This is a genomic window from Sodalis sp. (in: enterobacteria) (assembly GCF_047607725.1).
Taxonomy (GTDB): domain Bacteria; phylum Pseudomonadota; class Gammaproteobacteria; order Enterobacterales; family Enterobacteriaceae; genus JBLKSS01.
Window position 1 is genome coordinate 7,099 of record NZ_JBLKSS010000032.1, and the last position, 9,546, is coordinate 16,644.

Below are 9,546 nucleotides of genomic sequence, written 5' to 3' on the forward strand. Positions count from 1 at the left end.
GCGATACGCGGCGTACCGCGCGCCGACTTCGGTAATGTTCAGCGCCAGGCAGGCGGCGCTGCGGCTGACAATATGCTGCAAATCCCCCGTCTGATAAAACTCCAGCCGCTGCACGATACCAAACCGGTCGCGCAGCGGCGGCGTCAGCGAGCCTGCGCGGGTGGTGGCGCCCACCAGGGTAAACGGAGGGAGCTCGATTTTGATAGAGCGAGCGGCCGGCTCCTCGCCTATCATGATATCCAGTTGATAATCCTCCATTGCCGGATAAAGCACTTCCTCCACTACCGGCGAAAGCCGATGGATCTCATCGATAAATAAAACGTCATGGGGCTCGAGGTTGGTCAGCATCGCCGCCAGATCGCCGGCTTTTTCCAGCACCGGACCCGAGGTGGTGCACAGATTGACTCCCATTTCATTGGCGACAATGTTCGCCAGCGTGGTTTTACCCAGCCCGGTCGGCCCCGAGATGAGCAAATGATCGAGCGTGTCGCCGCGCATTTTCGCCGCCTGAATGAAAATCTCCATCTGCTCGCGCACGTGGGGCTGACCGATATAGTCCGCCAGTGTTTTCGGCCGGATAGCGCGGTCGATAACCTCTTCTTCGGTCACCGTCGCGGCACTCATCAGTCGATCGGCTTCTATCATCCTCTACCTCACAGCGCGGCGCATCACGGATAAGCATTTCACAATCGGCGCCGGCGCTCGCCACTTTGCTCACCATCCGGCTTGCCTCCTGGGGTTTATACCCCAGCGCCACAACCGCTTCGCTCTCGGGATCGGCCGGATTGACCTGCGCGTCGATGGCGGGGGGGATATCGCCTACGCCCTGGGGCGCGAACAGATCGCCGGACAGACCTTTAAATCTGTCCTTCATTTCCACCACCAGCCGTTCCGCGGTCTTTTTGCCAACCCCGGGCAATTTCACCAGCGCGTTAATTTCCTGGCGCTCCACGGCGCTGACAAATTGCGGCGCCGACATCCCGGAGAGAATCACCAGCGCCAGCTTCGGCCCGACGCCGTTCACTTTAATCAGTTCGCGAAACAGGACCCGCTCCTGCTTATGGATAAAACCAAACAGCAACTGGGCGTCCTCACGCACCACGAAATGGGTGAAGATAACCGCCTCCTGACCGGTTTCCGGCAGGGCATAGAAACAGGTCATCGGCAATTGCACCTCATAACCCACCCCATGAGTTTCCAACAGCACCTGCGGCGGCTGCTTTTCCAGAATGATGCCTCTGAGACGTCCGATCACCTCGACTTTCCTTTACGCGTCAGGTTATTGCTTTTGATGGTTATGCTTATAACATAATAAAGGCTGGATGGATATCCAGCCTGAAGGTAAACGTGCCACAGCCGGATGTCAGCTTAGCCTGCCGCGCGCCAGATTAATCCTGCCGCTGCCCATGCGCAGGGCATTCTGGCTGACGTGGCAATGGGTGATGGCGATGGCCAACGCATCGGCGGCGTCCGCCTGCGGGTTAGCCGATAGCATTAATAGGGTACGCACCATATGCTGTACCTGGCTTTTCTCCGCTGACCCCGTGCCCACCACCGTCTGTTTGACCTGACGGGCCGCATATTCAAACACCGGTAAATCCAGGTTAATCGCCGCCACGACGCCGCGCGCCTGGCCCAGTTTTAGCGCCGAGTCGGCGTTTTTGGCCATAAAGACCTGCTCAATCGCCAGGCAGTCCGGTTGAAACTGCGTGATGATCTTGCTGACGCCGGCATAGATAAGCTTCAGGCGACCGGGTAGATCGTCCACTTTGGTACGGATACAGTCGCTGCCCAGGTAGCTCAGTTTACGCCCATCCTGACGCACGATACCATAGCCGGTAATACGCGAGCCGGGATCGATACCCAATATCACGGTCATACCGCTGCCGCCTGGCGCGCGCGATAACGCGGGAAACCGGTCATCACAGGGTCGCCGCCACCTCGTCGGAAATCTCACCGTTGTGGTAGACTTCCTGCACATCATCGGAGTCTTCCAGCATATCGATAAGGCGCAGTAATTTGGGCGCGGTCTCCGCATCCAGATCGGCGCGGGTAGACGGGACCAGCGCGACTTCCGAGGATTCCGGCGTCAGACCGGCCGCCTCCAGCGCGTCTTTGACTTCGCCGAACGCGTCCGGCGTGGTGTACACATCGATCGCGCCATCATCATAAGTGATAACGTCATCGGCGCCGGCTTCCAGCGCCGCGTCCATGATGGTATCTTCGCTCAGGCCCGGCGCGAACGAAATCACCCCTCTTTTGGTGAACAGATACGAAACGGAGCCATCGGTGCCCAAATTGCCGCCGGTTTTGGTAAAGGTGTGACGCACCTCGGACACGGTACGGTTGCGATTATCGCTCAAGCACTCAACCATGACCGCGGTACCGCCGGGGCCATAGCCTTCATAAATAATGGTCTCCATCTGGACGTCGTCATCCCCTCCCACGCCGCGGGCGATGGCGCGATTGAGCGTGTCACGCGTCATGTTATTCGCTAAGGCTTTATCCACCGCCGCGCGCAAGCGAGGGTTGGAGCCGACATCCCCGCCGCCCAGTCTGGCGGCGGTAACCAATTCGCGGATAATCTTGGTGAAAATTTTCCCGCGTTTGGCGTCCTGTGCGGCTTTACGATGCTTGGTATTGGCCCACTTACTATGACTTGCCATATCTCTCTCCGAAAAAAGCCTTCTCAGGCCGGATAAATAACAAATTCTTCAATCGCCTGCCGGTTACTCCAGGATTTGGTCAGCGCGTCGGCGGCCATCCAGCGCCAGCTGAGATGCTCGCTTAACACGGGCGCCTGCTCACAGGGTAGCGTCAAACAGAACCAATATTCTGTATTGTGCGTCACTCCGGGCGCGTAACGGTGGCGAAAATGACTAAAAATCTCAAATTGAATGCAGCGCTGGCAATCGGTAAGCGTCAGTCCCCCGGCATCGACATCAAACCCGGTTTCTTCGCGCTCTTCCCGCTGCGCCGCCGCCGCCGGAGGTTCACCGGCGTCTATACTGCCGGTAACCGACTGCCAAAATGCCGGGTCATCCCGGCGCTGTAACATCAAAACCCGCCCGCTGTCGGTGGCGGAGATGACCACCAGCACCGAAATTGGGCGTTTATAGGCCATTATGACCGACCGTTTTCCATCGCTTCCTTACCCTTGCCGACAACCGCAATCGACAGATCGGCCAGCGCCTCGGCATTGCCGAAGCTGGGGGCTTCGGTCATCAGATCCGCCGCCGCGGTGGTTTTCGGAAACGCAATAACATCGCGGATATTGTCGGTGCCGGTCAGCAGCATCACCAGGCGATCCAGGCCGAAGGCCAGGCCCGCATGGGGCGGCGTGCCATATTTTAATGCATCGAGCAGGAAACCGAATTTCTCCTGCTGTTCCTGTTCATTGATACCCAGAATGCCGAACACGGTCTGCTGCATGTCGCCGCGGTGGATACGCACCGAGCCGCCGCCGACCTCGTTACCGTTGATAACCATATCGTAGGCGTTGGCCACCACCGCCGTCGGGCAGGCGGCCAGCGTCTTTGCATCGATATCCTTCGGCGCGGTGAAGGGATGATGCATCGTGGCCAGGCCGCCGTCTTCGTCTTCCTCAAACATCGGAAAGTCGACCACCCACAGCGGCGCCCAGCGGTCGGTTTCCGTGAGCCGCAAATCCAGGCCGAGCTTGAGACGCAGTGCCCCCAGCGCATCGGTCACGACACTTGCGCGATCCGCGCCGAAGAAAACGATATCGCCGTCGGCGGCATGGGTGCGCGCGAGGATCTGCTCGATCACCTGCGGCCCCAGGAATTTCGCCACCGGGCTTTGCACCCCTTCTGCGCCGGCGTCACGCTGGTTGACCTTCATCCACGCCAGCCCTTTGGCGCCATAGATTTCAATATATTTGCCGTATTCGTCAATCTGCTTGCGGCTCAACTGCGTGCCACCGGGCACGCGCAACGCCGCCACGCGGCCCTTGGCGTCGTTGGCGGGCGCGGAGAACACATTGAACGCCACGTCTTTGACCAAATCCGCCACGTCCACCAGCTCCATCGGATTGCGCAAATCCGGTTTGTCGGAACCGAAGCGGCGCATGGCGTCGGCATAGGTCATCTGCGGGAAAACGCCCAGGTCGACGCCGGTAATGTCGCGCCACAAATCGCGCACCAGCCGCTCCATCACCTCGCGCACCTGCGCCGCGCTCATGAATGACGTTTCCACATCGATCTGGGTGAACTCCGGCTGACGATCGGCGCGCAGGTCTTCATCGCGGAAACATTTCACGATCTGGTAGTAGCGGTCGAAACCCGACATCATCAGCAGCTGTTTAAACAGCTGCGGTGACTGCGGCAAGGCGTAAAACTTGCCTTTATGCACCCGGCTGGGCACCAGGTAATCACGCGCGCCTTCCGGCGTTGCTTTGGTCAACATCGGCGTTTCGATATCAAGAAACCCTTCGGCATCCATGAAACGACGGACGAAACTGGAGATACGCGCCCGCGTTTTGAGGCGCTGCGCCATAACGGGACGACGTAAATCGAGGTAGCGGAATTTCAGGCGCTGCTCTTCGGTATTATTCTGATTGGCGTCGAGCGGCAGCGGCTCCGAGCGGTTGATAATGGTCAGTTGGGTGGCCAGTACTTCTACGGCGCCGGTGGCCATATCGCTATTGACCTGGCTGTCCGGGCGGGCGCGCACGATACCGGTCAGTTGCAGACAGAATTCATTGCGCAGCTCGGCGGCGCGGGCGAAGGCATCCTGACGATCGGGATCAAAAAATACCTGCACCAGGCCTTCCCGGTCACGCATGTCGATGAAAATCAGACCGCCGAGATCACGACGGTGGTTGACCCAACCGCATAACGTCACTTCCTGGCCAACATGTGACAGGTTCAGCTGTCCGCAATATACAGTACGCATTAGGATATCCTTAAAATTCAGCCCGTCAGCGGGTGCCGCGGAATGGGACAAAACGAGCTGTTATTCATTAATGGCTGCGCCCGGCGTGGGCGAACCGGCGCCGAGTCTTTGCCCGGCATCACCGGCCGGCGGGTGCGCGCTGCACGGGCCGGCGTTTGAAAGGCGGTCATTATAAAGGAATTTCAGGCATAGCATAAGCCCGTCTGGGCGTACGCTTACAGTGTAACCGCCAGTAGCTCAGCCTGCTGTGTAGTGGGGATTTTAGGTTGGACACCGAACTTGCCCTGACGGTAGAGCTGGTGCCAGTTGAACAGCAAATGGTCATTGATACCGTTATCCCGTGCCAGCTTGGCAATGGATACGCCGGGATGGAGCGCCTGCTCAACCAGCTTAATTTTAAAGTCCAGCGGGAAATTAGGACGACGTCTTGAGGGTTTTGGTGGGGTTTGTTTCATGAATTGCGCCCATTAAAAAAATAATGGACATCATCTTCAATAACTTGATGGGGAATTAACAAACGGCGCTGGGCGTACGCTTACCCTGATTGAACTTATCCACCAGCGCCGTATTATTCAGGCGCACGGCGATGCCGAGGCCGGTGCCGAAATAGGCTTTATCGGTCACTTTTTCGCCGCCGGTCGCCAGGCTGGCGTCCTTCATGAGCCATTCGTTGACCACGGCGGTATCGCCGAACACGCTGTCCAGGCGACCGTTTTTCAGATCCAGGATAGCGTTCTGATAGCTGTCGTAGGGCACCGCGGTGATTTCGGGGTGTTTATCCATCAGGTATTTCTGATGGGTGGAGCCATTTTGCATCCCGACGCGCTTGCCGTCCAGGGACGCCAAATCGGCGAATTTGCCTTTCTGGGCGATAAAGATCGCCGAATTTTTATAATAGGGCTGCGTGAACGCGACCTGCTTTTGACGATCCGGGGTGATATCCATACCGGAAATCACGGCGTCAAAGCGGCGGAAGCGCAGGCTGGGGATCAGGCTGTCAAACGCCTGGTTGGTGAAAGTACACTCCACTTCCATCTGCTTACACAGCGCATTGGCCAGGTCGATATCGAAGCCCTGGATTTTATTGTCCGCACCGACAAACTCGAACGGCGCATAGGTTGCCTCGGTGGCAAAACGCACGGTTTGCACGGCGCTAACGCCGGTGGACAGAACGGCCCGCAGCGCGGCAATGACGGTCTTTTTCATTAGTGTTATTCCCGAAAAGATTAATGCGATAAATACTGCGCAAACGCGGAGGTTTGCGGTTGCGCGAAATGGCTGGCGTCGCCCTGTTCCACAATGCGGCCGTTTTCCATATACACCACCCGGCTTGCGGTCTTGCGCGCCACTTCCACCTCGTGGGTGACGATCACCTGGGTGATGCCGGTCTGCGCCAGCTCACGAATGATGCTGACGATTTGCGCGGTGATTTCCGGATCCAGCGCCGCCGTCGGTTCATCGAACAAAAGCACCTGCGGCCCCATCATCAGCGCGCGGGCGTTGGCCGCCGGACGGTCCAGGCCGCGCACCCGGCAAGGGGCTTCAATCAGATTCTGGCGCACCGTCAGATGCGGCCACAGATTGTATTGCTGAAAGACCATGCCGACATTTTGGTGCAGCGCGCGGATAGACTTCACGTCCGGCGAAAGTTAAAATGATTACCGGCGATATCCAGTTCACCGGCGCGGGGCATTTCCAGCAGGTTAAGCACGCGCAATAGCGAGCTTTTACCGGCGCCGCTCGGGCCGAGCAATACCAGCGTCTCACCCGCCGGGCAGGTCAGGGTCACATCGAACAGAGCCTGATACGCCCCATAAAAGCAGTTAATGCGGTTAAGTTGAATACTCATGCGAATAAACTGAATAGCCATTGGGGGGCAGATGGTAACGTCGCGCCCGCGCCGATGCAATCCACCACGTTGAAAATTTACAATTAGGAAGATAATAATACGAATGACAGTACAAAGCAGCAGCAACGGCCGTTTTTCCGTCGGGTTATGCTTCAGGCGGGCGGGATCGCGCTATAGCGCCCCGGTGCGCCGGGGCGAAGCAGAAAGGTTAACGTGTCTCCAGCGTTTGGCCCAGCGTGCCGGCCGTCGCGGGCGGCGCGACCCCCAGGTAGCGCACATCGTCCAATACCCAGCAGGTGCCTTCGCGGATCATGAGCGCTTCGGCCTGCCAAGCGACATCCGGCCGGTCGCCGGCCTGGCGCCGCGACATGTCTACCCGCAGCGGGATATTTTTAGCGTCGGTATTGGTAAGCGCCCCGTGGAGGACGTCTTGAATTATTGGTGGGTTTGTTGTACGAGACAGTAAACCTACGTTGCACGCTTATGCTCATTGTATTGATTTTAATAACTTTTATTTCCATCCCGGTTTGAGTGATATRAAATTARTGGTTCTGAMGTTTGTGATAGTGTCCATTAAAATTTAAGTGGACACTATCATCGCCGGATTATCCATGATCTGACAGCCGTCCCTTATAGGATGCGGGTTCACTAGGCATCGTAGTGGANCATATTCTTACCGGGCCRTACAACAAACCCACCAATAATTCAAGACGTCCTCCACGGGGCGCTTACGTTAACACCGCATCCGGGTTATCGGTTAAAAATTCTCTCACCATCGCCGCCAGCATGGATCCCTGGCCCCAGAGTGTCGCGGCATGATCGGCACGGGTGATGCGTACCGGCGTGTCTACTGCGCCGCTGCCGTCTACCTTGCCGTCCTTGATGGCGGCCTGACCCAACATCAGCACCTGGGTCAGCGTGGTCGGGGTGCCGGTGACGGCCTGCGAATTATCAATCTCAATATGCGTCAGCGGTATGCGAACCCCGGCGCTGATTTCATTAAAGCTTATGGTCATGAAGGCGACTCCTTTTTACTCAAGGCGGCAGGGGGTGACTTTTGCCGGGTGGCCGCCGGTTTAGACGGTGGCGGGATTTCCAGCACATCCTTGAAACGCAGCAGGCGCGTCAGCCAGAAAGCATTGCGCGGCACCCAGGCCCCCGTATCCGGTAACATCTGCATGGAGTTGGGTTCGCGCACCGCGCGCTCCGGGGCCGGCACGACAAAAATCATCGGYAAGTCAAAGGGGTTAGGGAAGCGCATCGCKGTGTTGTCGRTGTCATTCATTGTCGTGGCTCTCCCCGCGCAGGGTGATATGGGCGGCGAACGGCRGRCTGCCGTCCGCCTGGGTAAAGGTYTGATAATGGCGCAGGTASTCATCCACGCCATCGTCYTGCATCAACGSYGKCACCGGCTCCTCRCAGGTAAAGTAGATGCCATACAGCACCACGCCGCAATTYCCCTGTTYCTCGGTGTAMAGGTTGYGCCCCTCTTCAAAGCGCATCGKYCCGGMGTTTGCCGGACRAAAACCCGATAAGCCCGCYATCAGSCGCGCCMCTATCTGGTAGAGGCCGGGTCKGTCKCCCTCGGCACCGTTGATAACATCGGCCACCACGTAAAAAACAAAGCGACTGTCAATCACGCCTTTGACCTGACCGGCCTGCGCCCCCAGCCAYACCAGATACAYCGMRGGCGGCGTYAGCAGYACRTCACGCAGCSCYKCYTYGCTCCAGTCGCCGGGATGGGTGGCGATATYACGCAACGTSTTGCCAAACAGSKCMYGYAGYCGSGYCAGYAAGGCGTTTTCGGTGGAGACAATCATCAGATAAACCCYTTCTGCTTGCGCCCGAACACCGACGCRTCGGCCTGCATCTGCGGCAGGTCGGCACTGTCGGGRRCCTGGYTATCGCTATCCACCCCGAGCGGCAGYTCMCCCTTTTTCACCGCCTCCAGCCAGCGCAGCGCATCCTGGTAACGCTGGCKGGTTTGCTCAGTGGCCCGCTCGTCATTCAGGTAGTAAAACGCMAKSGTGCAGGCATGCTGTTTCAGYACYGACGGCACCACCGAGAGCGGCAGKGCGTAACGGGCMGCGATAAAGCTGTCCATCAGGGCGCTGGCATCGCTGAGCGCCTGRCTCACYTTYTGCCGGGCKGCYRCCTCATCGCTGCGCCMGTCGACCAGCCTTTCTAKCAACGGGGCGCTATAGCGGGCGCGTAAATCCTGCTCGCTGGCATACATGCGTTAMCWCTCCTTTCAKGGGCGTTTAAASCGGATTTAASCGCGCTKTTACAACAGGTCTGCGACCAGCAGCGTCAGCTTGCCTTTCATTTCGTTAGAGACCGTGGCGCTGCCCTCGGCCAGTAATTCMCGCTCCAGTAACTGGGTGGCGKTTTTTTCCAGCTCCACCGGCACCACCAGATGGGTCGGACGAATACCCAGCTTRCGACCGCCATCGGCGGTAAAGCCGCGCATGGCGCTCCAGCCTTTCCAGAGGTTATCCAGCGTCAGGGGGGCCTGCATGCGGTAAGCCATCTGCCAGAAGCCGTAGCCCACATTGCGCCGGGCCGAGGCACCAAAGACAAATTCGTTGTCAGTAAACGCGCGGCCCTCATCCACTTTGGTTAACGCGAGCAGCTCGGGTGGACGGCGGTTCTGGAAAATCAGCGGCTTGAGTGCGCGCGAGCAGTCCAGCAGATACCAGACAGCACCGTCGTACGCTTTTTGAGCCGCGCCGCTGCCGGTTTTTTCAATCAACTGGTTGGCGACCTTGGTCGCGTCACCGCTG

Annotated in this window: 14 protein-coding genes and 3 pseudogenes; all 17 read right to left on the minus strand. The window is 58.2% G+C overall.

Annotation, left to right across the window (positions count from 1 at the left end):
• The coding region (gene ruvB / locus ACMX3H_RS03930) for a Holliday junction branch migration DNA helicase RuvB (RefSeq protein WP_415209886.1) at window positions 1-645 on the minus strand (645 nt) is incomplete at its 3' end.
• A gap of 4 nt (window positions 646-649) precedes the next feature.
• Window positions 650-1,255 (minus strand): annotated as a pseudogene (gene ruvA, locus ACMX3H_RS03935) (Holliday junction branch migration protein RuvA); the annotation flags it as partial.
• 108 nt (window positions 1,256-1,363) lie between these two features.
• On the minus strand, window positions 1,364-1,879 hold the full coding sequence (gene ruvC, locus ACMX3H_RS03940) for a crossover junction endodeoxyribonuclease RuvC (protein ID WP_415209887.1): 516 nt from the start codon (window positions 1,877-1,879) through the stop codon (window positions 1,364-1,366).
• A gap of 43 nt (window positions 1,880-1,922) precedes the next feature.
• Window positions 1,923-2,666, minus strand: a complete 744-nt coding sequence (locus ACMX3H_RS03945; protein WP_415209888.1) for a YebC/PmpR family DNA-binding transcriptional regulator — start codon at window positions 2,664-2,666, stop codon at window positions 1,923-1,925.
• A gap of 23 nt (window positions 2,667-2,689) precedes the next feature.
• Window positions 2,690-3,124: a dihydroneopterin triphosphate diphosphatase gene (gene nudB, locus ACMX3H_RS03950; protein WP_415209889.1), complete on the minus strand. Its 435-nt coding sequence runs from the start codon at window positions 3,122-3,124 to the stop codon at window positions 2,690-2,692.
• Window positions 3,124-4,914: an aspartate--tRNA ligase gene (gene aspS / locus ACMX3H_RS03955; protein WP_415209890.1), complete on the minus strand. Its 1,791-nt coding sequence runs from the start codon at window positions 4,912-4,914 to the stop codon at window positions 3,124-3,126. The genes nudB and aspS overlap by 1 nt, the downstream gene beginning before the upstream one ends.
• 215 nt (window positions 4,915-5,129) lie before the next feature.
• The gene (locus ACMX3H_RS03960; RefSeq protein ID WP_415209891.1) at window positions 5,130-5,369 is read right to left on the minus strand and encodes a transposase; all 240 of its coding nucleotides are present in this window, start codon (window positions 5,367-5,369) and stop codon (window positions 5,130-5,132) included.
• A 55-nt stretch (window positions 5,370-5,424) separates the two neighbouring features.
• Window positions 5,425-6,120: an arginine ABC transporter substrate-binding protein gene (gene artJ, locus ACMX3H_RS03965; protein ID WP_415209892.1), complete on the minus strand. Its 696-nt coding sequence runs from the start codon at window positions 6,118-6,120 to the stop codon at window positions 5,425-5,427.
• 20 nt (window positions 6,121-6,140) lie between these two features.
• Window positions 6,141-6,763 (minus strand): annotated as a pseudogene (locus ACMX3H_RS03970) (ATP-binding cassette domain-containing protein).
• Between the two features lie 208 nt (window positions 6,764-6,971).
• The gene (locus ACMX3H_RS03975; RefSeq protein WP_415209893.1) at window positions 6,972-7,133 is read right to left on the minus strand and encodes a hypothetical protein; all 162 of its coding nucleotides are present in this window, start codon (window positions 7,131-7,133) and stop codon (window positions 6,972-6,974) included.
• Window positions 7,134-7,155: 22 nt separating this feature from the next.
• Window positions 7,156-7,284 carry a hypothetical protein gene (locus ACMX3H_RS03980; RefSeq protein ID WP_415209894.1) on the minus strand — a complete coding sequence of 43 codons (129 nt, stop codon included), beginning with the start codon at window positions 7,282-7,284 and terminating at the stop codon, window positions 7,156-7,158.
• 207 nt (window positions 7,285-7,491) lie between these two features.
• Entirely contained in the window at window positions 7,492-7,779 is a 288-nt protein-coding gene (locus ACMX3H_RS03985) for a hypothetical protein (protein ID WP_415209895.1), read from the minus strand.
• Window positions 7,776-8,048, minus strand: a complete 273-nt coding sequence (locus ACMX3H_RS03990) for a DUF2635 domain-containing protein (RefSeq protein WP_415209896.1) — start codon at window positions 8,046-8,048, stop codon at window positions 7,776-7,778. Before ACMX3H_RS03990 ends, ACMX3H_RS03985 begins: the two co-directional genes overlap by 4 nt.
• Window positions 8,041-8,163 carry a hypothetical protein gene (locus ACMX3H_RS03995; protein WP_415209900.1) on the minus strand — a complete coding sequence of 41 codons (123 nt, stop codon included), beginning with the start codon at window positions 8,161-8,163 and terminating at the stop codon, window positions 8,041-8,043. The genes ACMX3H_RS03990 and ACMX3H_RS03995 overlap by 8 nt, the downstream gene beginning before the upstream one ends.
• A gap of 204 nt (window positions 8,164-8,367) precedes the next feature.
• Window positions 8,368-8,583: pseudogene (locus tag ACMX3H_RS04000) on the minus strand (phage protein Gp37); the annotation flags it as partial.
• The gene (locus tag ACMX3H_RS04005; protein ID WP_415209897.1) at window positions 8,583-8,999 is read right to left on the minus strand and encodes a gp436 family protein; all 417 of its coding nucleotides are present in this window, start codon (window positions 8,997-8,999) and stop codon (window positions 8,583-8,585) included. The gene ACMX3H_RS04005 and the pseudogene ACMX3H_RS04000, both read right to left, overlap by 1 nt.
• A gap of 48 nt (window positions 9,000-9,047) precedes the next feature.
• Window positions 9,048-9,546 (minus strand): Mu-like prophage major head subunit gpT family protein (locus ACMX3H_RS04010; RefSeq protein WP_415209898.1); only part of this gene is annotated, 499 nt, incomplete at its 5' end.